This is a genomic window from Maritalea porphyrae, assembly GCF_030159895.1.
Taxonomy (GTDB): domain Bacteria; phylum Pseudomonadota; class Alphaproteobacteria; order Rhizobiales; family Devosiaceae; genus Maritalea; species Maritalea porphyrae.
The window spans coordinates 1,706,284-1,732,956 of the sequence record NZ_BSNI01000002.1; the positions used below are offsets into that span (position 1 = coordinate 1,706,284).

Annotated in this window: 29 protein-coding genes; 14 read left to right on the forward strand and 15 right to left on the reverse strand. The window is 50.9% G+C overall.

What is annotated here, in order from left to right:
• Positions 1–65: 65 nt before the first annotated feature.
• Both QQL65_RS11730 and QQL65_RS11735 read right to left on the reverse strand, forming a co-directional pair.
• A complete protein-coding gene (locus QQL65_RS11730) occupies positions 66–842 on the reverse strand; it encodes a hypothetical protein (RefSeq protein ID WP_284364748.1) in 777 nt (258 codons plus the stop codon).
• A 114-nt stretch (positions 843–956) separates the two neighbouring features.
• Entirely contained in the window at positions 957–2,393 is a 1,437-nt protein-coding gene (locus QQL65_RS11735; RefSeq protein ID WP_284364750.1) for a DEAD/DEAH box helicase, read from the reverse strand.
• A 247-nt stretch (positions 2,394–2,640) separates the two neighbouring features.
• Between QQL65_RS11735 and QQL65_RS11740 the strand changes: the two genes are divergently transcribed.
• From QQL65_RS11740 to QQL65_RS11770, 7 genes are all read left to right on the forward strand, one after another.
• Positions 2,641–3,225, forward strand: coding sequence for a helix-turn-helix domain-containing protein (locus QQL65_RS11740; protein ID WP_284364751.1), 585 nt, complete (start codon positions 2,641–2,643; stop codon positions 3,223–3,225).
• Between the two features lie 13 nt (positions 3,226–3,238).
• Entirely contained in the window at positions 3,239–3,763 is a 525-nt protein-coding gene (locus tag QQL65_RS11745; RefSeq protein ID WP_284364752.1) for a GNAT family N-acetyltransferase, read from the forward strand.
• Entirely contained in the window at positions 3,760–4,209 is a 450-nt protein-coding gene (locus QQL65_RS11750; protein WP_284364753.1) for a DMT family transporter, read from the forward strand. The genes QQL65_RS11745 and QQL65_RS11750 overlap by 4 nt, the downstream gene beginning before the upstream one ends.
• Positions 4,210–4,289: 80 nt before the next feature.
• Positions 4,290–5,849, forward strand: a complete 1,560-nt coding sequence (gene guaA / locus QQL65_RS11755; RefSeq protein ID WP_284364754.1) for a glutamine-hydrolyzing GMP synthase — start codon at positions 4,290–4,292, stop codon at positions 5,847–5,849.
• Positions 5,850–6,316: 467 nt separating this feature from the next.
• Entirely contained in the window at positions 6,317–7,141 is an 825-nt protein-coding gene (locus tag QQL65_RS11760; protein WP_284364757.1) for an aldo/keto reductase, read from the forward strand.
• A gap of 69 nt (positions 7,142–7,210) precedes the next feature.
• A complete protein-coding gene (locus QQL65_RS11765) occupies positions 7,211–7,645 on the forward strand; it encodes an SRPBCC family protein (RefSeq protein WP_284364760.1) in 435 nt (144 codons plus the stop codon).
• Positions 7,646–7,679: 34 nt separating this feature from the next.
• Entirely contained in the window at positions 7,680–8,249 is a 570-nt protein-coding gene (locus QQL65_RS11770; protein WP_284364762.1) for an NnrU family protein, read from the forward strand.
• Here QQL65_RS11770 and QQL65_RS11775 read toward each other — a convergent pair.
• Positions 8,246–8,590, reverse strand: coding sequence for a TraR/DksA family transcriptional regulator (locus QQL65_RS11775; RefSeq protein WP_284364763.1), 345 nt, complete (start codon positions 8,588–8,590; stop codon positions 8,246–8,248). The two genes, QQL65_RS11770 and QQL65_RS11775, sit on opposite strands and share 4 nt — an antisense overlap.
• Positions 8,591–9,139 (reverse strand): HIT family protein, encoded by a 549-nt coding sequence (locus QQL65_RS11780; RefSeq protein ID WP_284366278.1) that lies wholly within the window; start codon positions 9,137–9,139, stop codon positions 8,591–8,593.
• 151 nt (positions 9,140–9,290) lie between these two features.
• Here QQL65_RS11780 and QQL65_RS11785 point away from each other — a divergent pair, with 151 nt between their 5' ends.
• The 4 genes from QQL65_RS11785 (at position 9,291) to QQL65_RS11800 (ending at position 13,462) form a co-directional block, all read left to right on the forward strand.
• Complete coding sequence (locus QQL65_RS11785) at positions 9,291–9,977, forward strand: tetratricopeptide repeat protein (RefSeq protein ID WP_284364765.1); 687 nt, start codon at positions 9,291–9,293, stop codon at positions 9,975–9,977.
• Positions 9,978–10,005: 28 nt separating this feature from the next.
• Complete coding sequence (gene der / locus QQL65_RS11790; RefSeq protein ID WP_284364767.1) at positions 10,006–11,472, forward strand: ribosome biogenesis GTPase Der; 1,467 nt, start codon at positions 10,006–10,008, stop codon at positions 11,470–11,472.
• A gap of 20 nt (positions 11,473–11,492) precedes the next feature.
• Entirely contained in the window at positions 11,493–12,551 is a 1,059-nt protein-coding gene (locus QQL65_RS11795; RefSeq protein WP_284364769.1) for a hypothetical protein, read from the forward strand.
• A 209-nt stretch (positions 12,552–12,760) separates the two neighbouring features.
• Positions 12,761–13,462: a DNA alkylation repair protein gene (locus QQL65_RS11800; RefSeq protein ID WP_284364771.1), complete on the forward strand. Its 702-nt coding sequence runs from the start codon at positions 12,761–12,763 to the stop codon at positions 13,460–13,462.
• Here QQL65_RS11800 and QQL65_RS11805 read toward each other — a convergent pair.
• Positions 13,455–14,333 (reverse strand): C-terminal binding protein, encoded by an 879-nt coding sequence (locus QQL65_RS11805; RefSeq protein ID WP_284364774.1) that lies wholly within the window; start codon positions 14,331–14,333, stop codon positions 13,455–13,457. The genes QQL65_RS11800 and QQL65_RS11805 overlap by 8 nt on opposite strands.
• 113 nt (positions 14,334–14,446) lie before the next feature.
• Positions 14,447–14,863: a VOC family protein gene (locus QQL65_RS11810; protein WP_284364776.1), complete on the reverse strand. Its 417-nt coding sequence runs from the start codon at positions 14,861–14,863 to the stop codon at positions 14,447–14,449.
• A gap of 159 nt (positions 14,864–15,022) precedes the next feature.
• Here QQL65_RS11810 and QQL65_RS11815 point away from each other — a divergent pair, with 159 nt between their 5' ends.
• Positions 15,023–15,697, forward strand: a complete 675-nt coding sequence (locus QQL65_RS11815; RefSeq protein WP_284364779.1) for a GntR family transcriptional regulator — start codon at positions 15,023–15,025, stop codon at positions 15,695–15,697.
• A gap of 10 nt (positions 15,698–15,707) precedes the next feature.
• Here the strand turns inward: QQL65_RS11815 and QQL65_RS11820 are convergent, their stop codons facing one another.
• Positions 15,708–16,307 carry a LysE family translocator gene (locus tag QQL65_RS11820; RefSeq protein ID WP_284364781.1) on the reverse strand — a complete coding sequence of 200 codons (600 nt, stop codon included), beginning with the start codon at positions 16,305–16,307 and terminating at the stop codon, positions 15,708–15,710.
• 840 nt (positions 16,308–17,147) lie between these two features.
• Between QQL65_RS11820 and QQL65_RS11825 the strand changes: the two genes are divergently transcribed.
• Positions 17,148–17,885, forward strand: coding sequence for a LysE family translocator (locus tag QQL65_RS11825; protein ID WP_284364783.1), 738 nt, complete (start codon positions 17,148–17,150; stop codon positions 17,883–17,885).
• A 2-nt stretch (positions 17,886–17,887) separates the two neighbouring features.
• Positions 17,888–18,649 carry a 2-phosphosulfolactate phosphatase gene (locus QQL65_RS11830; RefSeq protein ID WP_284364786.1) on the forward strand — a complete coding sequence of 254 codons (762 nt, stop codon included), beginning with the start codon at positions 17,888–17,890 and terminating at the stop codon, positions 18,647–18,649.
• Between the two features lies 1 nt (position 18,650).
• On the opposite strand, the gene QQL65_RS11835 is transcribed toward QQL65_RS11830, so the two are convergent.
• The 8 genes from QQL65_RS11835 to rplI all read right to left on the reverse strand — a co-directional run bounded on the left by QQL65_RS11835 (position 18,651) and on the right by rplI (position 26,616).
• The gene (locus QQL65_RS11835; RefSeq protein ID WP_284364789.1) at positions 18,651–18,794 is read right to left on the reverse strand and encodes a hypothetical protein; all 144 of its coding nucleotides are present in this window, start codon (positions 18,792–18,794) and stop codon (positions 18,651–18,653) included.
• Between the two features lie 11 nt (positions 18,795–18,805).
• Complete coding sequence (locus tag QQL65_RS11840; RefSeq protein ID WP_284364791.1) at positions 18,806–19,540, reverse strand: SDR family NAD(P)-dependent oxidoreductase; 735 nt, start codon at positions 19,538–19,540, stop codon at positions 18,806–18,808.
• A gap of 3 nt (positions 19,541–19,543) precedes the next feature.
• The gene (purF, locus tag QQL65_RS11845; RefSeq protein ID WP_284364792.1) at positions 19,544–21,055 is read right to left on the reverse strand and encodes an amidophosphoribosyltransferase; all 1,512 of its coding nucleotides are present in this window, start codon (positions 21,053–21,055) and stop codon (positions 19,544–19,546) included.
• A gap of 106 nt (positions 21,056–21,161) precedes the next feature.
• Positions 21,162–21,746 carry a CvpA family protein gene (locus QQL65_RS11850; RefSeq protein WP_284364793.1) on the reverse strand — a complete coding sequence of 195 codons (585 nt, stop codon included), beginning with the start codon at positions 21,744–21,746 and terminating at the stop codon, positions 21,162–21,164.
• Positions 21,747–21,826: 80 nt separating this feature from the next.
• On the reverse strand, positions 21,827–23,224 hold the full coding sequence (radA, locus tag QQL65_RS11855) for a DNA repair protein RadA (RefSeq protein WP_284364794.1): 1,398 nt from the start codon (positions 23,222–23,224) through the stop codon (positions 21,827–21,829).
• 3 nt (positions 23,225–23,227) lie between these two features.
• Positions 23,228–24,352 (reverse strand): alanine racemase, encoded by a 1,125-nt coding sequence (gene alr / locus QQL65_RS11860; protein WP_284364795.1) that lies wholly within the window; start codon positions 24,350–24,352, stop codon positions 23,228–23,230.
• Complete coding sequence (locus QQL65_RS11865; RefSeq protein ID WP_284364797.1) at positions 24,352–25,830, reverse strand: replicative DNA helicase; 1,479 nt, start codon at positions 25,828–25,830, stop codon at positions 24,352–24,354. Before QQL65_RS11865 ends, alr begins: the two co-directional genes overlap by 1 nt.
• A gap of 189 nt (positions 25,831–26,019) precedes the next feature.
• Complete coding sequence (gene rplI / locus QQL65_RS11870; RefSeq protein WP_284364798.1) at positions 26,020–26,616, reverse strand: 50S ribosomal protein L9; 597 nt, start codon at positions 26,614–26,616, stop codon at positions 26,020–26,022.
• Positions 26,617–26,673: the final 57 nt, after the last annotated feature.

A 26,673-nucleotide genomic window follows, 5' to 3' on the forward strand; every position in this document is an offset into this window, starting at 1 on the left:
ATGCGGACAAAGCGACCTCAAATTTCGACGTCCAAATTATCGTGATCTAATTGCAGGCGTCACAACTACTCTGCTTCAACCCGAAAGCTATCGAAAAGTGCTGATATCGCTGGATACAAGCCAGACTTATCCTCAGCAAAAAGCCTTTGGTCGCCCGAAACATCCAAAAAGTATTTGCCATACGGCCAACGACAACTAATTCGTCCGTAAGAATCTGCTAGGCTACAAGTTGAGCCTGAATTTGTTTCAGCCCGTTCAGGGAACTCCTTGATTGATATCCCAATTGTTACTGTTTTTTCTCGAGTGTCATATTCTGGAATGAGTTCTGGAATCGTTGCTATTATTCGGAAGTCTTTGCCTCCGAGATCTGGACTGCCGCTATATGGGGAGAATTGCCACGGGATCTCAAACCTCTCTTCGCCAACGTAATAGATTTGTTTATAGCCGCTTTCGACTCTGGGCAAAACGATGGTCAGTGAAATCGATGCAGCCACAAACATGCCTAGAGCGTAGATTAGGTGCTGCAGTGGGCGTCGCCAAAGCCACAAACTAGCGACAACAATTGAAGTTAATATCAATAATGGGATCGATGAGACCCGTAATGGATATAAAAGATCGCCGCGTGCATACATAGGATGATAACTAGCGTAGATCATCATCTCTATGGAATGCATACCGCACCAAGCGATTGCCGCCAGAACAACGATCCAAAACACAATAGCCAAAATTTTCATCTCGGTGACATATACGAAAATGCGTCCGTTCAAAAGCTGAAAGTTTGAAACGGCAACAGCTGAACCAAGCCACAAAATGAGAATCGCGGAGAGTGGAGTGCCGCGCACGATGCTCGTTGTTGGATTTGGGAGGTCCGCTCTGGGCTCAAACCCACCATACCCCCTACAAAAAAGGCCGGTGAAATTCACCGACCTTCTTAAACTTAATAATCTGTATTTACGTTAGGCAACTTTTGGTCCGCGATTGCGGTTGCCGCCACCAGCACCGCCATTGCCGCCTTTGCGCTTGCCACCTGGAGGGCCATTGCGCTTTTGGCCGCCGCGATCATCGCGCTTCGGCTTGCGTGCAAATGGTTTATCGCCACGTTTAGCTTCTGAACGCTCGCCACCGCGACCTTCAGGCTTTGCCCCTTTAGGACCGCCGCGATTGCCTTTGCGGTGGTTGCCGTCTGACCCGCGTGGGCGACGTTGGCCACCACCACCGCTCTTGCGGCGACGGAAAGGCTGCTTTTTGCCTGATGAACGTGGAATTTCCAACTCAACAGGTTCGCCATTGGCGTCGGTTGCAGGAATTGAAATGTTCAACATACGCTGCACATCACCAAGCAATCCAAGCTCTTCGGTTGAAACCAAAGAGATGGCGACGCCAGATTCGCCTGCACGCGCTGTACGGCCAATGCGGTGTACATAGCTTTCAGCAACTTCAGGCATGTCGTAGTTTACAACCAAGCCAACGCCCGGCACGTCAATGCCGCGTGCAGCAATATCAGTTGCAACCAAAACACGTGTGTTGCCACGACGGAACGAGTTTAGCGCCCGCTCGCGCTGGTTGTGTGATTTGTTGCCGTGAATGGCCGCTGCGCGAATATCTGAAACAGACAAACGCTTTTGCACCTTATCCGCACCATGCTTAGTACGCGTAAAGACGATGATTTGCTCGCCTTCATACTCAAGCAACAAATCGCTAATCGCTTCCATTTTGGCTTTTTGGCCAATGGAGATTACCTTTTGCTCAATCCGGTCTGCTGTGCGTTTTTCTGGGATAACAGAAATCTCAACAGGGTTGGTCAAATGGTTGTTGGTCAGCTTGCGAATTTCTTTTGGCATTGTTGCCGAGAACAGCATCGTCTGCCGCTCTTTTGGCAAAAGCTCCAAGATCGATGTGATCGCTGGCAAAAAGCCAATATCAAGCATCTGATCAGCTTCGTCCAAAATCACAGTTTCGACTTCGCTTAGGTCCACAACGCCTTGGTCGATCATGTCGATCAAACGGCCAGGTGTACCAACAAGAATATCAACGCCGTGCTGCAATGCATGTTTTTGTTTGTGGTACGAAACACCACCAACAATAATTGCTGAGCGCAAAGGCACCTTCGGGGTGAAGCGTTTCACGGTATCGTGGATTTGTGCCGCAAGCTCGCGAGTGGGCGAAACGATCAAAGCACGGATTTTGCGTTTTTTGGTTTTCGGAATGTCTTCTGCAAGACGCGCAATGGTCGGTAATGTAAACGCGGCAGTTTTGCCGGTGCCGGTTTGCGCTAGACCAACAATATCACGGCCTTCAAGCGCCGCAGGGATCGCTTTAGACTGAATTGGAGTTGGTTCTGAGTAATTTAGGGCAGCCAAACAGTTTAGGATCGGTTGGCTAAAACCGAACATATCAAATGTCAAAGGAGGCATCTTTCCAATTTTTGACGCCTACTACATTGCATTTGATCATCATTGATCGATTTTGCAAAACGGCAATTGCCGCTAGTCGACGCATCGGCCAACATCGACCGAATTCAAGGTGGCGCTTTATTGTCGAAACCCATCGAATAAGTCAAGCGCTATTGTGTGCAACACAGCCATGCGTTTGATTGGCCAACGCCTATTGACGCAAAAGGGTAAATGAAATATCTCATATATGAGAAATATTCTTGTTTATGGGATTTGCGCATTGCCTGACTTATCCAACAGACTGGCCCAAAGATTAAAGCGATTGCGCCTGGAAAGCCATATGTCACTCGACCAGTTGGCGGAAAAAAGCGGCGTCAGCCGTGCATCGCTCTCGCGTCTGGAAAAAGCAGACGTTAGCCCAACCGCTGAAGTGCTTGGCAAACTGTGTGCCGCTTACGGTCTGCCAATGTCGCGTCTGCTTGCAATGGTCGAAGAAGAATTTACGCCTTTGGTGGATGCGGACGCGCAAGAAGTTTGGCATGACGAGGATAATGCGTTTGTTCGCAAATCAGTGTCACCGCCCACCCAAGCCCTTGGCGGCGAAGTGATTGAATGTCGTTTGGGGGCGGGGCAGTCGATCTCATATGACAAACCGCCTCGGGCCAATATGGAACACCATGTTGTTCTCCGCGCTGGCCGCCTAAACATTGAGGTCAACGACCAAAAATACGCGCTAAATCCTGGCGACTGTTTGCGCTACCAGCTCAGCGGACGTTCAAAATTTTCCACACCGTCTGATAGCGCCGCAAGCTATTTCATTTTCCTCGTGTAAGGGATGGAGCAAAATGATTGCCCGTCAAATCTCGCCCCAAGAACTGCCAAATTACATGGCCGAACTAACTGAAACGCTCATCAAAACTGTTGAAGGTGATGGCGCCGTTGGTTTCGTTTTGCCAATTGACCAAGCAACAGCCGAGGGCTTTTGGTTGAACAACATTCAGCCAGCGCTGCTTTCGGGGGAGCGCATCATGCATGCAGCTTTCATTGATGATCATTTTGCCGGCACCGGGCAATTGATCGTTGGTATGCCAAACAATCAACCACACCGCGCCGAAATCTCTAAGCTGATGGTTCACCCAAAGTTTCGCAGGCGCGGGGTCGCTCGCGCGCTCATGTCGGCGCTCGAGCAAGAAGCTGTGTCTCTAGGCCGTTCTCTGATTACGTTAGATACCCGAACTGGCGACAATGCCGAGCCATTATATAAATCGCTTGGTTACAAGACCGCAGGCATCATCCCCAACTATGCAAAGAACGCCGTCGGTAATGATTTCCACGCAACGACCTATATGTACAAACAGGTTGGACCGTGAGCGCCAATTTTTGGCTAGTCCTTGCTTCGGTCTTAGGCGGCGCGCTCATTGCGGCGCAGGGGCCTATCTATGCGCGGATGGCTTTAGCGTTTGATAGTTCTATCGTCGCGACCATGCTGGCATTTGTCATCGCAACCACTGCGATTTCAATTATCGTGCTTGCAACGCGTACGCCAATGCCAACAATGGATCAACTTGCAACGGCACCAAAATGGGTCTGGTTGGGCGCATTTGTTGGGGTATTTCAAGTGCTGGTTTCTATCGCGGCGGTGCCCAAACTTGGCGTTGGTCCTTTCGTTTTGTTGGTGGTATTTGGGCAAGTCGTTGCAGCGCAGTTTTATGATCAGTTCGGCTGGTTCGAATTGGAGCAACGCAGCATAAATTTCAAATCAACCGCAGGTGTGTTGTTGATGATGGCGGGACTAGCACTGGTATTTTCTCGATAGGCTGCAAAACATAGCCTTTTTGCGCGGATTTATCCCAATTGCATATTGCGGAATCTAACGTTTGGCGGTAAAGCCTCGCCATGACAGCAAAAGACCACCAAGCCATCCTCATCGTAGACTTCGGTTCACAAGTGACCCAGCTTATTGCGCGGCGCTTGCGGGAGCTAAATGTCTACTGCGAAATCCATCCATTTTCGAGCGCGGCCTCTGCGCTCAAAGACATGAACCCTCGTGGTATCATCCTTTCTGGCGGACCTGCCAGCGTGCTGGATGAAAATGCCCCGCATATCGACCAGGCATTGCTCGACGCGAATGTGCCGATTTTGGGCATTTGCTATGGTCAGCAAGCGCTTTGTATGGCGTTGGGAGGCAATGTTGAAGCTGGACTTGATGCCGAATATGGGCGCGCGACACTGAATATCGACAAACCTTGCTCGATTTTTAGTGGCGAATGGGCTGTTGGCGAAGAACAGCAAGTTTGGATGAGCCACGGTGATCGCGTAACGCAGATCCCTGAAGGTTTTGAAGTTGTTGCCACTTCCGCGGGCGCGCCATTAGCGGTTATCGCGAATGAAGAAAAGCGCATGTGGGCTGTGCAGTTCCACCCAGAAGTGCACCACACGCCAAACGGTGCGGAACTCTATAAGAATTTTGTGATCGATATTTGTGGCTGTACTGGCGATTGGACAATGGGCGCCTATCGCGAACAAGCAATCCAGCAAATCCGCGATCAAGTCGGCGATGCAAAAGTAATTTGCGGACTTTCTGGTGGCGTTGATTCATCGGTTGCTGCGGTATTGATCCACGAAGCGATTGGCGACCAGCTGACATGTATCTTTGTTGATCATGGCTTGCTGCGCCTGAACGAAGCGGAAGAGGTGGTGAACCTGTTCCGCGATCACTACAACATTCCGCTTGTGCATGTAGATGCAGCTGATGAGTTTTTGGGCGAGTTGGACGGAAAGTCCGACCCAGAAGAAAAGCGCAAAATCATCGGTCGTTTGTTTATCGAAACATTCGACAAAGAAGCCAAGAAAGTTGGCGGCGCGAAATTCTTGGCCCAGGGCACGCTCTATCCTGACGTGATTGAAAGTGTTTCATTCACTGGCGGTCCAAGCGTTACCATCAAATCTCACCACAATGTGGGTGGTCTGCCTGAAAAGATGGACCTCAAACTCGTTGAGCCACTTCGTGAGCTGTTTAAAGACGAGGTGCGCGCGCTAGGCCGTGAACTTGGCCTGCCTGAAAGCTTTGTTGGGCGCCATCCATTCCCAGGACCTGGTCTGGCTATCCGTTGCCCAGGCGGCGTCAATAAAGAAAAAGCAGACATTTTGCGCAAAGCTGATGCGATCTACCTCGATGAGATCCGCAAGTCTGGTCAGTATGACAAAATTTGGCAGGCGTTCGCCGTATTGCTGCCAGTGCAAACCGTTGGCGTTATGGGCGATGGCCGCACATACGAGTTTGTCTGTGCGCTCCGGGCCGTAACATCTGTTGATGGCATGACAGCTGATTTCTATCAGTTCGATATGGACTTCCTTGGCCGCACCGCAACGCGGATTATCAACGAAGTAAAAGGAATAAATCGTGTCGTTTATGACGTAACGTCAAAACCTCCCGGTACAATTGAATGGGAGTGAGCCGGATTAGAAAACAGGACTAAATGTCCTGTTTTCCAGGCGAACGCCCGAAGCCAGCGCAGCGCGGCGGAGGGCAGGACAGAAGCGACGAACGCCCGGAGCCTTAGCGCAGGGCCAAGCCAACGCGTAGTGTAAAAACGCTCCAGTGGAGCGATTTCAGGTCCGAATGCTCGTAGCCAGCGAAGCGCGGCGAAGAGCTGGGTATTTAAGGCGAACACCGAAGCCAGCCAGCCTGCGTGGCGCGAACGCTAAACGATGTTGGCGTGGCGCGAACTCTAAGAAATACAGCGCGGCGCAGGGTAGGGCGTCATTGACGAGCGCCCCAAGCTCGATCGACGGACGGATCACATTTCACTATACGTAAAAAGCGTCGGATTTTTTCTGATGCTTTTTTGTTGACTTGGAGCAGGTCCAATAGCCTAGTTAGATTGCAATCGATTACATGCTGATTGTGAAGGAGATGCAAAATGGCAGTTGTAAAGAACATCGGCCCAATTCCTCAAATAGGTTATGGCACTTGGAACCGAGATGGGCAGGCGGCCTATGATGGCGTGAAAGCTGCGCTGGAAATAGGCTACCGCCATATCGATACCGCTGAAGGCTACAACAACGAGGAATTCGTTGGCAAAGCCATTGTTGATTCAGGCATTGCGCGGCGCGATATCTTTTTGGCCACGAAAGTTTCACCTGAGAGTTTCGCGCCCGGCCAGATTATGAGCCATGTCGAAGTGTCACTAGAGAAACTGCAAACACCGCAGGTGGATATGCTGTATTTGCATTATCCAGCCATAGACGATGAATATGATATCGAAGACTATATGGCTCAGTTTGCAGAGGTTTATGACAAAGGACTGACCAAAAATCTGGCAGTTTCAAACTTCACCATTCGTCATATGCAACGCGCCAAAGAATTGCTCGGCGAACGTCAATTGGTGACCAATCAAGTTGAGATTCATCCCTTTATGCAAAACAAACCAATTGTTGAATATTGCAAATCATTGGGTGTTCCAATGACAGCATATTCACCGTTGGCCCGCGGTGCGGTTTCAGGCGATTCAACCTTGCAAGAAATTGCCAAGACCCAAGACGCTAGTGCTGCGCAGATTGCATTGGCGTTTTTGATGCAAGAAGGGCATGTGGTGATCCCATCTGCAGGCAGCTATGAACGCATAAAGGAAAATTTTGACGCCAAGGACATCAATCTTTCTGATGCAGACATGATGAAAATACGTGCTTTTGAAAAGAATATGCGTCTGGTGGACGGGCCATGGTGCCCGAAATGGGATGTGTGAATTTAACAAAGATTGCCATTGTGATGCCTTGTGCACTAACCTTGCCACCAAAAGGGCAAGGGGAACATTATGTCGGAAATCTTTGCGGTTGAAGAAACTATAAACGCGCCAGTCCACGTGGTTTGGGCGCATTTGACGGAACCTGAAAAGCTGGGCCTGTGGATGCCGGCCATTGAACATGTGCATACCGCAAATGGCGAGCACACCTCACCTGAAAATCCGCTGCGCTATCGTGCGGGTGGCAAGGAATTGTTTTCGCCGGTGGTGGATTATGTACCGTTGATGCTGATTGCTTATCGGTCAACCCGCGGAAACTTTTCCGCCACCTATGTCTATCAGATCGATGCGGACGAAAGCGGCACGCGCATTTCCCTGAATGCGAGTTGCGAAGCAAAAGGTCTGATGGTGTTAATGCAACCACTTTTGAAATCAGTCATCAAAAAAGCCGATAGTGTTCAACTTAAAATGCTCAAGGCGGTTGTCGAACAACAAGCGGACGCCTAGATACAAGGCTGAATAGTTCAATTGGGGGATAATAATGGTTTGGCTAATACTCGGTATCGTCATTTTTCTTGGCGTTCATTCAATTCGGATGGTCGCGCCTCAATGGCGTGAAAAGCAAATCGCTGCACGCGGTGAAAAGGGCTGGAAAGGCCCATATGCTCTTGGGGTTTTTGTTGGCCTTGCGCTGATCATTTGGGGCTTTATTCAAGCTCGACCAGAAGCGATGTTCATTTATGAGCCGCCAACATTTGTAAAGCACATCACGCTAACGCTGATGTGGTTTTCGTTTGTCGCTTTAGCTGCATCCAGCACCCCTGCCGGCAAAATCAAAGCCGCATTGAAGCACCCAATGTTGGTTGGTGTGAAGATTTGGGCATTTGCGCATCTGTTGGCAAATGGTGACTTGGCTTCGCTGATTTTGTTCAGCTCATTCCTTGCATGGTCCGTGTGGAATCGCATTGCCGTGAAGCGCCGTGGCGATCCAACACCTGTCGCAGGACCTGTTAGCAACGATGTGAAGGCCATTGTTGGCGGTACGGTACTGTATTTGCTGTTTGTATTCTTCCTGCACGAATGGTTGATCGGTGTTGCACCAATCACCTAGCGCTCATTCGCACGAGCGCATTTTAGACAAAATAGAGCGGCTGGATCGACTTCCAGCCGTTTTTCATTGATCTCGTCACCACAATCTTCGCAATAGCCATATTCTTCGTTAGCAATACGGGTGAGGGCCTGCTCAATCCGCATCAGTTGGGCACCACGCTGCCGCTCCTGCGCTTGCGCCATGGCTTGGCCCTGCATTGCGTCCATGCGCGATAACCGCCCGACCGACTGCTGATCCAGCGTCACCGTATCACGCGCATCCGCACTGATGGCATTTAACTCCTCAAGCTCGGTTTTGCGTGCCAACAGCAATGTCTTGAAGTGCTCTTTGTTTTTAGACATTCAAGAACCCAGTTCGAATTCGCCAATTGCGAGACCTATTTGTTCAGCCATCGTCGCAAATTCTTCTTCGGAGAGACGCAGAATACCGTTCTCGGCCATGAGAGCATGGTATTGTTGTTTTTCGTATGGAACACCCTTGGGTAGTGGTGCGACGTGAAAATGAACGTGGCTGTTTCCTTGCAGGCTGCCTAACGAGAGTTGGTAAATGCGTTCTGCGTCAAAGACACCTTTGAGCGAGTTTGAGATTTTATGGATCAGCGTTTGTAGTCTGAGATAGCTTTGCAACTCCATGTCTACCGCGTAATCTTCGATATGCTCTTTCGGGCAGACGATCAGGTATCCGGGCAGGGTCGGGTATTTATTCAAAAAGGCTATGAACTCCTTGTTTTCCCAAACAATATGATGTTTGAAACTTGCGTTCCCAGCGACAAGCTCACAAATAAAACAGGAGTCAGTTCGCGTGCGCGCGACGTAGTCATCAATTTCAAACGGCACTTTTGCGAGCGGCAATTTTTCCAGCCCGCCAGCCGTATTTTGCTTCTCAGTCATCCGCCGATCTTGCCCAGCATTTACCGCTTTGGCAATTGGGACGTGAATTCGTGCAAATTTAGGGTCAAATGGCCCAATCACAAATTGCTTTTTGCAAAAGCCCGCACTATGGTGCACGACCTGAATATGGCTGAAAAAATGAGCATCCAATATGTCTGATACAGATACAGCGTTTAAAGAAGTCGATGAAGAGTTGCGCAATGAGCGCATGAACAAGCTATGGCGCCAGTTTGGCCCATATGTCATTGGCCTCGCCGTTGTTATCATTTTGCTGGTTGCGGGCAACGAAGCTTGGCGTTGGTGGCAGACATCAACTGCAAATGCAGGTGCTGAACAGTTTAGCGCAGCGCTTGAAAGCGTTGAAAGTGGTGATCTGGATGGCGGACAGGCAGCGTTGAACAATGTTGTTGAAAGCGGCCCTGGCCAATATCCATTGCTTGCTGAGTTCCGTTCTGCTGCATTATTGGCTGAACAAGGCAAAATCGACGAGGCGGTCGCTGCATATGATGCATTGATGACAACCTCTTCTGATCAGCGTTTGCGCGAACTTGCAGCCATCTTTGCAGCCTACTTGTTGGTTGATGCTGGCGATCCTTTAGCGGTAACGCAACGGGTCGGCGATATGCAGGTTGAAAGCCACCCAATGCGCAACGCGGCACGCGAAGCCATTGGCCTGACCCACTATAAAGCTGGCAACTATGTGGATGCGCGCGTGTTGTTTGATGCAATTGCTGCCGATCCTGCAACACAACGCGACCTTGGTTTGCGCGTTTCTCTTTATCTTGGCCAACTCACCGCACAAGGTGTTGGCCCAACTGCTGAGGCGGCGTCAGAATAATCTGACGCGCCTTTCTTGGAGCCCTTAAATGTCTGTTTCTGTTGCGATCGTTGGGCGTCCCAATGTCGGCAAATCTACTTTGTTCAACCGCTTGGTGGGCAAAAAGCTGGCGCTGGTTGATGATACACCGGGTGTAACCCGTGACCGTCGCGAAGGCGAGGGCCGCATTGGCGACCTTGCTTTTACCCTCATCGACACCGCTGGATATGAAGATGCGGACGATGCGACCCTTGAAGGGCGCATGCGCCAGCAAACTGAAGCGGCTATCCAAACCGCTGACGTGATCTTGCTGATGATTGATGCACGCGCTGGCGTTACGCCAATGGACGAGCATTTTGCCAAATTGCTGCGCAAGGCCAACAAACGCGTTACGCTTTTGGCGAACAAAGCAGAAGGTCGCGCTGCTGACGCAGGGCTTTATGAAGCCTTCAAGCTTGGCTTTGGCGAGCCAGTCGCTTTGTCTGCTGAGCACGGACTTGGCCTAGCCGACCTTTACAATATTGTTGCGACGGCGATTGAAAAAGCGGCTGAAGACCTGGAAGCAGGTCACGAAGAGTTTGAAAAAGCTGTCTCACAGCTCGACGAATCCATGATGCCAGAAATCAACGTTGAGTTGGATGAAGATGGCAAAGGCGTCGAAGACGGCAAGGGCACTTACGACCCAACACGTTTTCTCAACGTTGCAATTGTCGGTCGGCCGAACGCTGGCAAGTCGACGCTAATCAACAAGATGGTCGGCGAAGAACGTGTGCTGACTGGCCCAGAGGCGGGCATTACACGCGACGCAATTATGGTGCCGTGGGATTGGCATGGCCGTACCATCAATTTGGTGGACACAGCCGGTATCCGCAAACGCGCCAAAGTGCAGGAAAAGCTCGAAAAGCTATCTGTTGCCGATGCGCTGCGCTCTATTCAATATGCTGAAGTTGTGGTCTTGATGCTTGACGCAACGATCCCGTTTGAAAAGCAAGATTTGCAATTAGCAGACCTTGTAGAACGCGAAGGGCGTGCCATGGTGATCGCCTTGAACAAATGGGATTTGGTCAAGGACAAACAAGAACACCTCAAGTCTATGAAAGAAGCGTGCGCGCGGCTCTTGCCGCAACTTAAGGGCGTGCCTCTTGTCACCCTTTCTGGCTTGCGCGGTAAAAATATCGACCGATTAATGGAAGCGGTTCTAAAGGTAGAAAAGACTTGGAATTCAAGGATTTCCACCGCCCGTTTGAATCGATGGTTGACCGGCATGACCGAAAGTCATCCACCCCCAGCCGTGTCGGGTCGTCGCTTGCGCTTCCGTTATATGACACAAGCCAAAACCCGGCCACCAAGCTTCATTATCTTTTCGTCGCGCCCAGATGCGGTGCCGAAATCCTATGAGCGTTATTTGACCAACGGTCTGCGCGAAGCGTTCAATTTGGACGGTGTGCCGATCCGTATGTGGCTGCGCGGAGGCGATAACCCATACCACGACAAAGAAAAAGCCAAGCGCTGGTAATAGCTTCAAGAAGGGTCCGGATGCTGACTAGGGTTGCCCTTGCTTTTCTTGTGCTCTTCTACGTCTCTGTAGGTGCAGCTCGTTCAGAGCGTTACTTGCCCTACTTGGACCAGCATAGTTTCGCCATCGCGCCCAAAGCAGTCACTGCAATTGCAGTCGCTTTTTTGCCAGCAAAGGTTTCTCCTTTGCTCGGTAGAAATCGAAAATGGGGGGCAATGTTTAGTCCCCGTTTCCAAGTTGGTGCGGGGTATGCGCTTAGAGTATCTCTTCAGGCAAAGAACAACAGCGCAGTTCTGTTGGCGTTCGGTGCGATCAAAGAAGGGGCAACAGCAATCGACAAAAACGGCGCGGTCAACTCGAGCTTACCGCCTGAAATTGCTGCGAAGTACAAACTGAAGCGGCAGGATTTGGCGAGCGCCGCAGCATTTTATCTTGGTGATGCGTGTCTAGCTATCGCTGCGCTGCGAGAGGAACCCAAACAAGCCCAAATGGTCGGCTTGGACAGTCTTGCGGATTTAGAGGGGAAGTTGGTTCGTGCTGCGAACTGGCTCTTATCCGAACAGCATATTTTGCTTGTGGCGGATAAAAAAGCACCGAACCGTTTGTTGTTTGATGCGTTGGCATTCTATTCATGCGGCAAGCTCGCAGATGACAAAGACATGCAGGCCGCTGCGGTAAAATTTGTATCTAACGCAATTGAACTTTTGCGCCCAGATGGCTCCTTCGAAGAGGGCGGTGGCACAGACACCTCCTATCAGGCAGTGGCGGTCCGTGTGGGCTTTGACTTGATTTCTGCTGGGTATGACCCTGAAAGATTGGCTGCGGAAATGGAAATTGCTGTCGATTGGTTGATAAGGCTGATTGACCGCAGCGGGCGTCTCAACTCGTCGCAAAATTCAAGAACGTGTGGTGGAGATGAAAGCTTCATTGGGCAACCAAAAAATGTAGCAATAACAGAAGTCTTTCGTGCCGTTTTGGCTGCTGGCGTCTATACTAACGACGAGGTGAAAGTAGAAAAGGCAAAGCTGCTTGCTGCCTATTACGGACAGAAGAAAAATCAGCTAAATCCTTGTGGTTAATAGTTAAAATAATACAGCAAGGGTCGCAACACACTCCATGCCGATCTACAATTCAGCATGGTTTTCTCTTCATGGTTGTGAGTGTTAACAGAAGTGCCTTCCTTAAGGATAGCTGGCACCACCTGGGAGTGCTGGCTTCCCCGCGTTCATCAAAAACGGGTGCGCGCCGCGCGTATTTGTATGTGTCCAAATTTGGAGTACAATAGGGAATGACCGAAAAAGACATTCTTGAGTACCTAGAAAACAATCAGGACGCGCGTGGTATTGCGCATTGGGAGCAGCACAAAGAGAAGTCCGGCGGGCTGAAAAGCTACGGTATTGGGCTAACGAAGCTGCGAAAGTTTGCAAAATCTGTTGGCAAAGACGCTGCTCTTTCGCGCCGGCTTTGGAAATCCAACATCTATGAAATGAAAATCATCTCATTGCTCATAGATGATCCAAAAATGGTAACCATCGAGCAGGCAGAAGCACAAGTTGAGCACTTACAAGGAGGATACTTGGCGCACGTATTCTCGTCCTGCGATGCGACGCTGGCAAAAGTGCCGTTTGCTGTTGAACTTGCCGATAAGTGGATCTACAGCGTTGATCCTGTCCGAATTCAATGTGGTTACGGGCTACTCTACGAAATCTCTAAGAACAAGAAAAAGAGTGCGCCAGCGGAAACATATTTTCTTGGCCATGTTCAGCGCATTGACGAGACGTTTGAAACCCAGTCCATCTCAACACTTATGTCAATGGCTTCAGCATTGATGGGTATTGGCAAGCGAAGCAAGTCTCTAAATGCGGCCGCCCTTAAGGTTGCTAACAAGATTGGTCCGATTGATTTTGACCCCGATGGGAGGTGCGATCCTCTGGATGTTTCGAAGCATTTGACCAGCGAGTATTTGCAGAACAAATTTGCTGCTAAATAGTGTTTTCGTTAGATAATACACGAACCACTTGTTCCGCCGCTGCAGTTTGCAGATTTGTAACCGCCGCCTCGGAATACCACGCCACATGGTCTGTCAAAATTGTGTTTGGCGCACCAAGAAGTGCGTTACTCGTGTTTGGTGGTTCAGTTTCGAACACATCAATGCCAGCACCCGCAAGTTGACCCATATTCAGGGCGTCCGAGAGAGCATTTTCGTCCACCAAACCGCCGCGCGAAACATTAATCAGAAAAGCCGAAGGCTTCGCCTTGCTTAATAGTTGCGTGCCAATCATATGCTTTGTTGAAGCATTCAGCGGAGCGTGCAAGCTGATTACGTCTGATCGTTTGAAGAGTTCCTCAATGGCCACAATCTGCACATCTTCGGCAGTCGCTGTCGAGTGAGTGAGGGCAGGGTCAACCACAAGCACCGAGCTAAAGCCAAGGCTGCGAAACCTCTTGGCTGTTGCGCGGGCAATCTGCCCATAGCCAATCAACCCCAAGGTCGCATCACGGCAGCCAGCAATAGGCTCGGCTTGGCCGATATCCCATTTGCCTGCGCGGACATCTCGGTCTCTGGTGAGTAAACGACGCGACAAGGCAAGGTAAAGCGCGACAGCGTGGTTGCTGACTTCGTGCTGTTGCCCATATTGCGGCGTGTTGCAAACAACAATTCCACGCTTGTTGGCGTATTCGACATTTACATTGTCGACGCCGACACCATAGCGTTGCACAACCTTCAGATTTGGGAACAAATCAAGCATTGGCTTGTCGATGATTTCTTGTCGCACAAAAAGCGCAAGGACATCTTCAAGATCGTCGATTAGCGCGCAGTCGGACACGTGTTGAAACTCAATCCCCAATTGGGCCAGCATCGAGGTTTCAATATGATATGATGCATAATTGCATCGATAACCGACTGCACGCATTTTGTCTTCACGCCTGTTATGGCGCGCCTTTTGCAGTTACTGGACAGATTTTGGTGTGATCACCATTTGCCTGTGTTTGGCATAGAAGCCCAAGGTTCTTTGATTTCGAGTGGTTCGCCCTTTTGCAAGAACTCTATGGATTGGTTGTCAGGCGTACGAATGAAGGCCATTCGCCCATCACGAGGTGGGCGGTTGATGACCACGCCTTTGTCCTGAAGCTCTGCACAAAGCGCATAAATGTCGTCGACCTCGTACGCTAAGTGCCCAAAGAAACGGGCTTCACCCAACTCTTCAGGATCGTAGTTCCATGTCAATTCAACCGGGGTGTCTTCGCCGCCCGGAGGGGCCATCATTACAATTGTAAAACGATAATCTGGCTCGTCATAACGAGCTGTTTCCGCAAAACCGAGCAACTCGAAAAACGCAATTGATTTTTCCAAATCACTCACACGGATCATGGTGTGCAAATACTTCACTAAACTTCTCCATTTCATGGGGTTGAAGAGACCAACAGGCCCGTCCGCAAACTAATCGAGAGATAATTGGCATACAGTATGCTAGTTGTCAATATTGTGCGCAGTATGTTGTATGCTAGTACGGCAATGATGTATGAGTGCGACAGGGAGTTGCGTGCGATGGAATCAATCAAAAGACCAAAGTCTCTGACCGAGTTGGTCACGGAAAAGCTGCGGGAACTGATTGTTTCTGGAGAACTGCAATTGGGCGAGCAATTGTCCGAAGCGCGAATTGCCAAGGAATTACAAGTCAGCCGCACGCCAGTGAGAGAAGCATTTAACAGGCTAGAGATCGAGGGCCTGCTAAGCGTGGTGCCACAAAGCGGCACTTTTGTCTTTTCGTTGGCACCGGATGAACTCGCGCAATTATGCGATGCGCGCGTGACACTTGAGACCGCTGCACTTGAAGCGGCATTCCTTAGCAACAAGCAGGCATTGCACCACGCTTTGACGGACTGCGTTCGCGAAATGGAAAATGCCCTGGCAGCAAATGACATCACTGCCTATTTGCTGCTCGACACGGCTTTTCATCAGTGCTTTTTTGACTGCTGTCAAAACAGATTTCTAAATGATGCCTATCAGGCCTTCGCGCAAAAAATGGCAGCAATCAGGTGTCGCATCGGAGGCTTGCCTGACCACCTTCAAAAATCTTACAAAGAGCATGTGGAAATGGCGCAGGCCGTCCAATCAGGCACTTTGGAAGAAGTTCGCGAGCATTTGCTCTATCACATAGATCGAAGAGAAGGCTCATACTGGGCTTCAGCGACCATCGGGCCCAAACCCCCTCAAGGCTAACGCCTATCGATTAGGCCCGTTGGGCAAAAGCGGCTGCAAATCCACTGCCGATCAGCCCAAAAGCTGCACCATATTTAAGCGTGATTTGCCCTTTGCTGCTTTCAAATAGAAGTTTCGTGCGCGAAGCAAGCAGGGCGATGATCGAAAACATCACAAAAACCATGCTTAGGAATAGTGGGCCAAGCAGCATCAATTGTGGCCAGAACGCTTGGTTTGGATCGATAAATTGTGGGAAGAAGGCCACAAAGAAACCGATCGCTTTAGGATTGAGCATTGTGGTGCCAAGCCCTTGCAGGTAAGGCGAACCGCTCACCTTGGTTGCCTCAACACTGACTTTGCTGCTGGCGCGCAACTGTTTGATGCCTAGATAAATCAAATAGGCAATGCCCGCCCACTTGACCAAGTTGAACAACAACACAGAGCTTTGCATCAGCGCACCAAGGCCCAACAAGCTGAGCGAAATCAGAATTGTATCGGCGGAAATCACCCCGGCGCTGTACTTTATCCCCGCCATTGCCCCTTGGCGCAAGCTAACGACTAACAACAAAATGATCGATGGGCCGGGCGAAAGAGTGATTACGATCGTTGCAATAATAAAGCCAAGCAGCATGGTGTTTTCTCCAATAATCAAATCATGTTGCCATGGGTTTTCCCAGGCGAGAAATTCATTTTTCAGATGGCACATCACAAAAATTGATGGATAAGCGAAAGTGCATCATTTTTTCGTAAAGTTTTCGATGAGGCTGGGGCCAGTCCCGTTGCGCTTGAAAGTTTGGAGAAGGTGGCGCCATTCGCCAATTTACCTCCCCTTGATGGGGAGGGACTAAGGGTGGGGTGACCGTTCGCGGGACGACAATTTTGAAAAAACTTATCCCCGTTCTTTGACCCTGTGCGATGATGGTCGCACCTTTTCTTGAAACCGTTCAGGGCATTGACGAATGTCGGGCGGTGAGGGTTGTTGGTGTGGCGCTGGGTTTCTTTCCTTCGTCAAGCCCGAGGGTGACGATAGGAGAGTTGAGCTCTGGGCGCCAATAGGTCCCGCATCAGCCTCTCGTGGCTTAAACGCCACTTAGTTGTGCGGGACGGTGCGGGAGAGACATAATCTCCAACCATACCACCCCGGACTCGATCCGGGGTCACAAAACATCCTTCAAAGAAAAGGGGATGGTTGAAAGGCAAGACGTTTGCCTTTCGCTTGAGAGTAAATGTCCAGTCTGACGCCGAAGGCAGATGTCAGTCATTAGTGGGTTGGTTCCCATTGGATCAGTGATGATCTGCAATCTGGAGCAGCAATGTTCAGAACCACGGATTGTGATGCATTTAAAGAGGATAGAAGGGTGAGCACCTCGGGGCATTATCTTTTCAAGCAGCAAGCCATTTGCGCGAGGCGTTTTACGTCTCATTACTAACTAAACTAATGACGAGACCTAAAACGCCTCGCGTCCTGAAAATGCAATTCAACTCTGCTCGCCAATTGGCGGTGGAGCCAAAGGTGCGCGGAGAAACACAATTGACCACGACCAAAACTGCGCCTAAGTTCGACTTCCCACTTTCATTAAGGTTCTTCACCATGACTATCGCATCTCTCGCGACATATTGCGTCGCTTTAGCTATTGCTGTTGCCATTCCTGGACCGGGTGTGATGGCGCTCATTGGCACCGCACTGGGCGGTGGCCTTAAACGGGCTGTCCCGATGATTGCCGGTATCGCATTTGGCGATGTGACCTGGCTCACGCTCGCTGTGCTCGGCCTTGCAGCCATTGCTGAAATCTACGCAGAGGCATTCACCGTTATACGCTATATCGGTGTGGCGTATCTGCTCTACTTGGCTTGGAAGTTCTGGACCAATACATCAGAGCTAAAGGCGGATCAGGCGGACACAAAACGCACAGCCATTGCCGCTGCAATAAATGGATATGTGATCACCATGGGCAACCCAAAGGCTATGTTGTTCTATCTCGCGTTGTTGCCCGTGTTGCTTGATCTGACTGCAATTGGTGTCGCGGAATTCGCGATGATCATACCCGCAACCTACGTGGTTCTATTTGTGGTTTTAATGCCTTATGCGCTGCTTGCAACCGGTGCGCGTGAATGGCTGAAATCGACAAACGTTTATAAAATCATGAACCGCACCGCGGCCGCGCTTATCGGCACTGCCGCCATCGTGATCGGCCTCAGAGCGCATTAAAAATGCGAGTACATGTCGAATGGGGCGAACGGGCACTGGACGACCCATCACCCGTTGCGATTATTGTTGATTGCCTGAGTTTCTCGTCGGCGCTGAGTGTCGCTTGTGCCCGCGGCGCGGAGGTTTATCCATTTGGACTGCGGGATGGAGCGCATCGCTTTGCTGATCGGATGCAGCTTCAGATCGTCGGTAAGCGCAAGGCAAAGGGCTTGTCCTTGTCGCCACCGTCCCTGAACGGGCTTTCGGCAGGCGATCGAATAGTTCTGCCTTCTCCCAATGGGTCTCATTTGACCATGTTCGCCAAACAGGAAACAATATTTTGTGGGGCTTTGCGCAACGCCCAAGTTGTTGCGAAAGCCGTGGCAAAGTTGGGCGAAGATGTGATCATTGTGGCTGCCGGTGAACGCTGGCAAAAAGACAACTCGCTGCGGCCTGCTTTTGAAGATTGGATCGCAGCGGGTGCCATCGCTTCATATTTCGACGAAACAGCAGAACTCTCTGCAGAAACAAAATTGGCAAAAGCCTCATTCACCTCAATCGCCAATGATATTGGGGCAGAACTGGCAGACTGTGTTTCGGGTCAAGAACTCATCCAACGCGGCTTCATCGAGGACGTTGAATGGGCGTCGGCGTTAAATGCGTCTGATGTCGCACCGCATCTGGTAAGAGAAGATCGCACTTATGCTGAGATCGGACTATCAGCGGAAGACGTTCCGGCAAAAGAGATTCTAGATATGAAGATTTGCCGCTATGTCGCTGACTAACTTATTCAAATTGGCAGTTGTAGATACCACGGTCAATATTGATCGCGCCGCCGCCATCAAGACAAGCGTTAACATTCAGCCAGCGTTCAATATGCATGCCCAGCCAAATTCCAAGGCAAAGCGCGATCAGGAGACCAAGGATCATCCCGCCGCGTTTCATAGCGGGCGATAAGCGCCCGTGCGAATGTCGAACACTTGGCCGTTCATTTGATTGTCGGGGGTAACCATGTCCACGAGTTTCGACACGATCTCACGTGGATGCGGGATCGTTTGTGGATCTTCACCTGGCACGGCTTTTGCGCGCATGCCGGTGCGCACCGCACCGGGATAGAACACATTGGTGTTCACAGATGACGCTTCCATTTCGCTGGCGTAAGATTTTGCCATGGCGTTCACAGCGGCTTTGGTGGCGCCATAAAGGCCCCAGAATGGCTTGCCAGTTTCAGCCGAAGACGATGAAACAAACACAGCACGACCAGCGTCGGACTGACGCAGCAAAGGATCAAGCGAACGCAGGAGACGGAAATTTGCGATAACATTCACATCAAAGACATTGCCGACTTCCTTGGGCGCAATGTGCGGGACAGGGCTGATGATGCCCAACAAGCCCGCATTAGCGATTAGGCCGTCCAGCTTGCCCCAACGTTCAAAGATGGAGCCGCCCATTTGGTCAACTTTGTCGCCTTCGGTAATGTCCAAAGGCACAAGCGTTGCAGTGCCGCCAGCGTCTTGGATTTCATCGTCCAGCTCTTCCAAGCCGCCAATCGTGCGTGCAACAGCAATAATGTGCGCGCCGCGCTTTGCAGCTTCAAGAGCAGTGAAATAGCCGATGCCGCGTGACGCGCCGGTGATTAGGATAACGCGATCCGCAAGGTCTTTAACGTCAGACATTGATTATCCAGCCTCTCGCAGCAAAGATTGTTGTTTCAGTGGGCCATTTTCCGCTTCCAAATCCACAAGTCGGGTAGGGTACTCGCCGGTGAAATAGTGGTCGGTGAATTGTGGATTTTTCGGATCACGTGGTGCACCACCAACCGCGTCGTAAAGACCATCAACAGAAAGGAACTGCAAGCTATCGCAGCCGATAAACTTACACATTTCATCATGGTCAGTATATTGGTTGGCCAACAATTTCTCAGGGTCCGGCGTATCAATGCCGTAATAATCTGAGTGCGTGATTTTCGGGCTAGCGACCACAAGATGCACTTCCCGCGCTCCTGCGTCGCGCACCAACTGCACAATCTTGGTGGACGTGGTGCCGCGCACCACAGAATCATCAACCAGAATGACTCGCTTCCCATCCAGTTGACCGCGGTTGGCCGAGTGCTTCAGCTTCACGCCGAACGCGCGAATTTGCTGGCTTGGCTCAATAAAAGTACGGCCCACATAGTGGTTGCGGATAATGCCCAATTCAAACGGAATTCCGCTTTCTTGCGCGTAGCCGATTGCGGCAGGCGTGCCCCCATCGGGAACAGGCACAACCAAGTCGCCTTCAACCTGCGCTTCACGCGCTAAGTTGCGGCCCATGGCCTTGCGCACATTATAGACCGAGCGACCAGCAACGATTGAATCTGGGCGCGCAAAATAGACATATTCGAACAAGCAAACGCGCTCGGGTTTTGGCGCAAACGGCTTGGAAGAGGTAATCTTGACGGTGCCGTCTTCTTGTTTCTCGCAAACAATCACTTCACCGTTTTCGATGTCGCGCACAAACTTCGCGCCAATGATATCAAGAGCACATGTTTCTGATGCTAGAATCGGTGCGCCATCAAGGTCACCGAGCACAAGCGGCCGAATGCCGAATGGATCGCGCGCACCCATCAATTTGGTGCGGGTCATGGCGATAAGGGCGTAACCGCCTTCCATATGGGAGATGGCTTCCACAAACCGTGCGGCAGAACCTTGTTGCTTAGACTGAGCGATTAGGTGCAATACCACTTCGCTGTCCGATGTGGACTGACAGATTGCGCCTTTAGCAATGATTTCTCTGCGCAATTTAAGCGCGTTGGTGAAATTACCATTGTGCGCAACCGCAATGCCGCCAACACTCAATTCAGCAAAAAGTGGTTGAACGTTGCGCAGCGCGACTTCGCCTGTGGTGGAGTAACGGTTATGGCCAACGGCTACGTCACCAGGCAGTTTCTCAAGCATTTGCGGGTCGGTATAGTGATCACCCACAAGGCCCATGCGGCGCTCAGAATGAAAACGTTGACCGTCGTAGGTCACGATACCAGCGGCTTCTTGGCCGCGATGTTGTAGAGCGTGAAGACCAAGAGCGGTTAGGGCCGCTGCGTCTTTATGTTGGAGGATGCCGAATACACCGCACTCCTCTTGTAACGTGTCACCTTCAAGGTCAAAAACGTCATTTTCGCTAGCATTGCCAGCCGGGTGAGAGGAGTGCGCCACCTGTTTCCACCTATGTCATTTCATTGTCATGCAATGTTTGTCGGGTCATTACGCCCATGCGCGAATGGAGTCAACAAGACGGGCGGGTTTTGCAAATCTTTGACCATTAGGTCGAAGTTTCGTCCGGCAGTGCTTCTTCCAATTCGTCGGTACCTTCACCCACTGGTTCTTGTGGTCGCGCGGAAGAACCGCGCAATGTTTCACTGACCATGCCCTCAAGGTCTTCCGGCAGAGCCGCGATAAGGTCATCACCGAGTTGTGAAAGCATAGGCAATGTCTTGCTTTCTTTGCCCCATTCATCAACCACCGATTGGAATAACCACTGGCCGAAAATCACAAAAACCACTGCAATTAATATGCCGCGCAGACCGCCAAAAATAAAACCAAGTGATCGATCCAGAGGGCCAATTTTGCTATCGCCAACCAAATCAGCGATCCACATGGTCAAAAGGTGCAACACAATCAGCGCAACAATGAAACTGACAATCACCGTCGCAATATCAGCAACTGTTTGCTCAGCCACATATTCACGGGCAATTTCTGGATAGTTGAGATACATCCACCAGGCAAAGATGGCAGAGCCGCCCCAAGTCGCCAAGGATAAAACTTCGCGGGTCAATCCCCGCATGGTCGCCAACAGGGCTGAAATAAGGACGATCAAGCCAACGGCGATGTCAAATGCGGTAATCATTTTAAGATTATTCCCTCACGAAAACAAAAGCGTGCGATTTTGCAATTCATTTAAACGCAAATGGCTCCAATGCCAAGCACTCACTCTTCATCTTGGTTTATCGGGCGCTTGGCGCGCGAAGCGATTTGCGCAACCATGTCGGCCAATTGTTTGAAACGGCGCGTTTCAATTGCACCATCTTTGTCCTTGTCTTTGCTCATCGCAGTCACGGCCAAACCAAATCCGAGTTTGTGCGCCTCTTTCAATCGCGTTTGCCCGTGTGACACGGGCCGAACACCGCCTGATAGGCTCACTTCACCAAAATATACCGCGTCTGCGGGTAGGGGGGCATTAGTTAGCGAAGAAACAAGCGCCGCCGCCACCGCCAAATCGGCGGCAGGCTCTGAGATTTTCAAGCCGCCCGCGACGTTGAGATAAATATCGTTTGCGCCGATACGCACGCCACAATGGGTTTCAAGAACAGCCAAAACCATTGAAAGGCGAGAACTATCCCAGCCAACGACTGCTCGACGTGGTGTGCCCAAGGGCGAAGGGGAAACAAGTGCTTGGATTTCAACCAAAACTGGTCTTGTGCCTTCCATCCCGGCAAAAACCGCTGAGCCGGAAGCGTCTTTATCGCGCTGATCGAGGAATAGGGCGGACGGGTTGGCGACTTCGCGCAAGCCCTCAGACGCCATTTCAAATACGCCAATTTCGTCGGTTGCGCCGTAGCGGTTCTTAACGCCGCGCAATATGCGGAAATTGTGGCTGGCATCGCCCTCAAAATACAGAACCGCATCCACCATGTGTTCAACAACACGTGGACCAGCAATTTGACCGTCCTTGGTGACATGCCCCACAAGCACGACTGCAGCGCCTGACTTCTTGGCAAATCGCGTCATCGCTTGGGCGCTTGTGCGTACCTGCGTAACAGTGCCGGGTGCACTGTCCACGCGCTCCGTCCAAAGCGTTTGAATAGAATCGATAATAACGAGGTCAGGTTTGCCCGCCGCTTCAAGCGTGGCGAGAATAGTTTCAACGTGAGTTTCGCTGGCCAATTGAACGGGCGACATGTTGACGCCCAGACGTGCAGCCCGTAGGCGCACTTGCGCAATGGCTTCCTCGCCAGAGATGTAGATAATGTTGAGCCCTTGATTGGCGAGCGCTGCTGCGGCTTGCAGCAAAATGGTGGATTTGCCGATGCCGGGATCGCCGCCCACAAGTATGGCGGAGCCAACAACAAAACCGCCACCGGTTACGCGGTCGAGTTCGGCGATCTTGGTTTGGACACGCTTTGCGTCTTCACTGGAGCCAGAAAGGGCGACCAACTCAACCGGTCGGCCAGATGCCACAGCGGACTTTGGGCCGCTGCCAACGCCAGAATTGACCTGTTCTTCAACGATTGTGTTCCATTCGCTGCAGCTCTCGCAGCGGCCTGCCCATTTGCCGGTGACATTGCCACAGGATTGGCAAACAAATTGGGCGCGCGATTTTACCATGAATTATTCTAGCTCTATTCCGAAATAGGTGCGGTTGTAGCGCCCCTTAAGGCTTGTAAGGATTTCGTAGCCGATGGTGCCCGCCGCGTCCGCCAAATCGTCGATGGTGACGTTTGGTCCAAGAACTTCAACCATTTCTCCCGGCACCGGCCCGTTGTGGCCAAAACCGGTAACATCAAGCGCCACCAAATCCATCGATACCTTGCCCAACACGGGTACCAAATGCCCATTGATTGCTAGGCGTGCACCTTGATGTGAATTTGAACTGCTTGCTGAGCGCAAGAAACCGTCAGCATAGCCAAGTGAGATGATTGCGATCCGGCTATCGCGCTGCAATGTGTATTCAGCGCCATACCCAACCGTTTCACCAGTCTTGCCGTCGCGCACTTGCAAAATGGGCACTTCTAAGCTGACCACCTGGGTAAGTGGGTTCTTTCGGCCAGCAATCGCCCGCCCGCCATAAAGCGCAATGCCTGGGCGCACCAACTGGAAATGGTTGGCCTTGTTGGCCATAAGACCGGCTGAGTTTGCCAAAGATGCAGGCGTGTCGGGAAAATGCGCCATGATTGATTGGAATAGCGCCAACTGCGTGCGATTTTTCTCGTGATTTTGTTGATCGGCGCAACACAGGTGGCTCATGATCACTTGAGGCTGATAGCCAGAGCGTTGCATCTGTTGGCGGACCCAATTCACATCGCTCATGCGGAACCCAAGCCGGTTCATGCCCGTATCAAAATTCAGCGCCGCCGGGTAAGCCTCGCCCCGTTGCACGCAGAAATTGAGCCATTCATCCAACATAGCCATCGAGTGCAGCATCGGCATCATACGTTGCGCCGCATAAAGGTCGGATGCACCCGGCCATAAGCCGCCAAGAATGAAAATATGCGCATTTGGCAGAGCCTTGCGCAAAACCAAACCTTCTTCTGGGTTGGCTACAAAGAAAAATTGCGCACCAGCTTTTGCCAATGCCTTGGCCACAGGCTCTAGACCTAGGCCATAGCCGTTGGCTTTCACCACCGCACCGGTCAGTGTGCCCGGCGAGATCTTATCAAGCGCGGACCAATTGCGGCCAATCGCGTCGAGGTCGATCCGCAAATGCCCTGAGCTGATGGCGGCCAACTGATCCATTAGTCAAGCTGTTCTGGCAGGTAATCTTCCCGCGCCAAATTGCCAAAGCGAGTGATGTTGGCGTTAAAGTGAAGTTGCACAGTGCCGGTAGGGCCGTGACGCTGCTTGGAAATAATCACTTCCGCGCGTCCTGCCACTTGTTCCATCTCTGCCTGCCAGGTGAAAAACTCCGGCGTATTCTCTTTGGGCATCTTATTCTTCAAATAATATTCTTCACGATAGATAAACAGCACCACGTCCGCATCTTGTTCAATAGAACCTGATTCCCGCAAATCCGCCAATTGTGGTCTTTTGTCATCTCGTGCTTCCACCTGACGGGAGAGCTGGGAGAGGGCGATCACTGGGACTTCTAGCTCTTTGGCCAAAGCCTTCAAACTGGTCGTAATCTCGGTCAATTCTTGCACACGGTTGCCAGCGTTCTTTGATGAACCGGAAAGAAGCTGCAAATAGTCAACGATCATCAAATCGAGACCTTTTTGTCGCTTTAGACGTCGTGCACGTGCTGCGAGTTGCGAAATTGCCAAACCACCGGTGTCGTCAATGTATAGCGGCGCTTTCGCCATTTCTTGGGACGCTTCTACAAGCTTTGAGAACTGGCTTTCGTGAATTGTACCGCGCCGAATATCAGAAGATGAAATGGCCGCTTGTTCGGCCAAAATACGTGTGGCGAGCTGTTCGGCAGACATCTCCAATGAGAAAAAGCCGACAACGCCCCCGTTCTTTGCCTTAATGGTGCCATCCGGCAAAGTTTCGGGCTCATATGCCTTGGCGATATTGAAGGCGATGTTGGTCACAAGCGATGTCTTACCCATCGCTGGTCGCGCGGCCAAAATGATCAAGTCAGACTTTTGCAGGCCACCCATGACCCGGTCCATATCGGTTAGGCCGGTGGAAATACCTGACAGACCGCCATCGCGTTTAAACGCTTCGCCGGCCAAATCAACAGCGTCACGAAGGGCTGAATCAAAATTGACAAAGCCACCATCGTAGCGACCTTTTTCGGCCAATTCGAAAAGCGCTTTTTCAGTTTCTTCAATTTGCTTATTTGGAGGCGTATCTACGTCAGCTTCGTATGCTTGGGCAGAAAGATTGTCACCAACTTCAATGAGCTTGCGTCGGATCGCGAGGTCATAAATGGTCTGCGCATAGTCTGAAGCGTTCAGAACGGTTGTTGCTTCTGCAGCCAAGCGTGCCAAGTATTGAGACATCGACATGTCTTGAGTAAATTCATCAGGCAAAAATGTCTTGGCGGTAATCGGGGTTGCGCGTTTCCCGGTGCGAATGATCTTCGATAATACTTGGAATACGTCGGCATGCACTTGCTCATAGAAGTGCTCAGGCAGCAAGAAATCTGACACACGGTCAAACGCTTCATTGTTGACCAGAATCGCGCCAAGAAGGGCTTGTTCGGCCTCCACATTGTGGGGTGCCAGACGATATTCTTCCTCTTGTGGATGTAATTGCTGAACCGCTTCCATTTCCGCCTCCAATCACTGCCCACTGTTGACCATTGGTCACATACAAACAAGCAAAACAAACGCTCTCTAACGATTGTATTCGATTCGAGCCAGCACTGCTGTGATTAGTGGGGAAAAACTGTGTATCAAACAAAAAGGCCGGGGCAAGCCCGGCCTCTTAAAAATCTTTTCGGATCAATCAGATCAGCATTAAGCTTCTTCTGATTGCTCTTCAGCGTCTGCATCAGCCGCAGCTTCTTCGCCAGCTTCTGCTTCAACTTCTTCCACTGCTTCTTCAACAACTTCTTCGTCGTAAGAAACAACAGTCATGTCTTCACCAGCTGCTTGACGATCAGCTTCGTCTGCAGAGCGTGCAACGTTTACAGTAATTGATGAATCAACTTCTGCGTGCAGGTTCAACACAACATTGTGCAGACCAACAGTTTTAATTGGCAGGCTCAAGTCAACTTGCGCTTTTGTCACCTGAACGTTTTCAGCAGCCAAAGCTTCTGAAATGTCACGTGAAGAAACTGATCCGTAAAGTACGCCAGTTTCGCCAGCTTGGCGGATAATGGTCACTTTGCGGCCGTTCACAGCTTCAGCAACCGCCATCGCGCTATCGCGACGCTCAGCGTTGCGTTGCTCGATTTGGTCGCGCTCAGCTTCAAAACGTGCACGGTTTGCTTTGTTAGCACGAAGTGCTTTGCCTTGTGGCAACAAGAAGTTGCGAGCAAAGCCGTCTTTAACAGCTACTTCGTCACCAATGGTGCCAAGGCGGCCAACGCGCTCAAGAAGGATTACTTTCATTTCATTTCTCCAATGCTGTCCCGCTTATAAAAAGCGGTTAGGGGCCGTTGGCCCCAA

Bases quoted from the DNA above. Each gene is read 5' to 3' on its own strand.
- QQL65_RS11735 (WP_284364750.1), bottom strand. From the start codon at position 2,393: ATGTTCGGTTTTAGCCAACCGATCCTAAACTGTTTGGCTGCCCTAAAT.
- QQL65_RS11740 (WP_284364751.1), top strand. From the start codon at position 2,641: ATGAGAAATATTCTTGTTTATGGGATTTGCGCATTGCCTGACTTATCC.
- QQL65_RS11745 (WP_284364752.1), top strand. From the start codon at position 3,239: ATGATTGCCCGTCAAATCTCGCCCCAAGAACTGCCAAATTACATGGCC.
- guaA (WP_284364754.1), top strand. From the start codon at position 4,290: ATGACAGCAAAAGACCACCAAGCCATCCTCATCGTAGACTTCGGTTCA.
- QQL65_RS11760 (WP_284364757.1), top strand. From the start codon at position 6,317: ATGGCAGTTGTAAAGAACATCGGCCCAATTCCTCAAATAGGTTATGGC.
- QQL65_RS11765 (WP_284364760.1), top strand. From the start codon at position 7,211: ATGTCGGAAATCTTTGCGGTTGAAGAAACTATAAACGCGCCAGTCCAC.
- QQL65_RS11770 (WP_284364762.1), top strand. From the start codon at position 7,680: ATGGTTTGGCTAATACTCGGTATCGTCATTTTTCTTGGCGTTCATTCA.
- QQL65_RS11775 (WP_284364763.1), bottom strand. From the start codon at position 8,590: ATGTCTAAAAACAAAGAGCACTTCAAGACATTGCTGTTGGCACGCAAA.
- QQL65_RS11780 (WP_284366278.1), bottom strand. From the start codon at position 9,139: ATGACTGAGAAGCAAAATACGGCTGGCGGGCTGGAAAAATTGCCGCTC.
- QQL65_RS11785 (WP_284364765.1), top strand. From the start codon at position 9,291: ATGTCTGATACAGATACAGCGTTTAAAGAAGTCGATGAAGAGTTGCGC.
- der (WP_284364767.1), top strand. From the start codon at position 10,006: ATGTCTGTTTCTGTTGCGATCGTTGGGCGTCCCAATGTCGGCAAATCT.
- QQL65_RS11795 (WP_284364769.1), top strand. From the start codon at position 11,493: ATGCTGACTAGGGTTGCCCTTGCTTTTCTTGTGCTCTTCTACGTCTCT.
- QQL65_RS11800 (WP_284364771.1), top strand. From the start codon at position 12,761: ATGACCGAAAAAGACATTCTTGAGTACCTAGAAAACAATCAGGACGCG.
- QQL65_RS11805 (WP_284364774.1), bottom strand. From the start codon at position 14,333: ATGCTGGCCCAATTGGGGATTGAGTTTCAACACGTGTCCGACTGCGCG.
- QQL65_RS11815 (WP_284364779.1), top strand. From the start codon at position 15,023: ATGGAATCAATCAAAAGACCAAAGTCTCTGACCGAGTTGGTCACGGAA.
- QQL65_RS11820 (WP_284364781.1), bottom strand. From the start codon at position 16,307: ATGCTGCTTGGCTTTATTATTGCAACGATCGTAATCACTCTTTCGCCC.
- QQL65_RS11825 (WP_284364783.1), top strand. From the start codon at position 17,148: ATGCAATTCAACTCTGCTCGCCAATTGGCGGTGGAGCCAAAGGTGCGC.
- QQL65_RS11830 (WP_284364786.1), top strand. From the start codon at position 17,888: ATGCGAGTACATGTCGAATGGGGCGAACGGGCACTGGACGACCCATCA.
- QQL65_RS11835 (WP_284364789.1), bottom strand. From the start codon at position 18,794: ATGATCCTTGGTCTCCTGATCGCGCTTTGCCTTGGAATTTGGCTGGGC.
- QQL65_RS11840 (WP_284364791.1), bottom strand. From the start codon at position 19,540: ATGTCTGACGTTAAAGACCTTGCGGATCGCGTTATCCTAATCACCGGC.
- QQL65_RS11850 (WP_284364793.1), bottom strand. From the start codon at position 21,746: ATGATTACCGCATTTGACATCGCCGTTGGCTTGATCGTCCTTATTTCA.
- radA (WP_284364794.1), bottom strand. From the start codon at position 23,224: ATGGTAAAATCGCGCGCCCAATTTGTTTGCCAATCCTGTGGCAATGTC.
- alr (WP_284364795.1), bottom strand. From the start codon at position 24,352: ATGGATCAGTTGGCCGCCATCAGCTCAGGGCATTTGCGGATCGACCTC.
- QQL65_RS11865 (WP_284364797.1), bottom strand. From the start codon at position 25,830: ATGGAAGCGGTTCAGCAATTACATCCACAAGAGGAAGAATATCGTCTG.
- rplI (WP_284364798.1), bottom strand. From the start codon at position 26,616: ATGAAAGTAATCCTTCTTGAGCGCGTTGGCCGCCTTGGCACCATTGGT.